Origin of the sequence: Streptobacillus felis (genome assembly GCF_001559775.1) — a bacterium.
Taxonomy (GTDB): domain Bacteria; phylum Fusobacteriota; class Fusobacteriia; order Fusobacteriales; family Leptotrichiaceae; genus Streptobacillus; species Streptobacillus felis.
Genome location: NZ_LOHX01000102.1, coordinates 1 through 475, shown reverse-complemented (window position 1 = coordinate 475; position 475 = coordinate 1). Strand labels below are relative to the sequence as shown.

Annotated in this window: 1 protein-coding gene; it reads right to left on the bottom strand. The window is 19.4% G+C overall.

Going from position 1 to position 475, the window contains the following annotated elements:
• Positions 1–149: helix-turn-helix domain-containing protein (locus AYC60_RS09560; protein ID WP_414162575.1), on the bottom strand; the 149-nt coding region annotated here is incomplete at its 3' end.
• Between the last annotated feature and the right edge of the window lie 326 nt (positions 150–475).

The window sequence follows — 475 nt, the reverse complement described above, 5'->3', positions numbered from 1 at the left end:
CCTTTTTTAAATAAATAGTAATTTATATTATTAATATTATACTGTATTGTTCTGTTTGAAACTCTAAAATACTCACATATACTTTGAAGATTTACAATACTTTCTTCTAAAAGCTTTTCAAGTATCCTTATTTCTCCCTCATTTACCATAACTGACTCTTTCAATTTTAAATATACCTTGTTTTTTTTCAAATACCAACGTGTAAATATTTTCATAAAAATGAAAAAAATCATACATTTCATTTTTATACTTTTACACTTTTTTTATATTATCAATTCCTTTTATATTTCCTAAAAATATAATAAAGTACAAATAGATTTTACCATAATAATCTAATAGAATCATAATATTTGGTCTAAACTCATTAGAAATTACTTTTAAATTCATTATTATACCATAACATGTATTGAATTAAAATTTGTATATGATTTAATTAGTCCATTAAAATACAAAAGGAGAATTATGAAAAAATTTA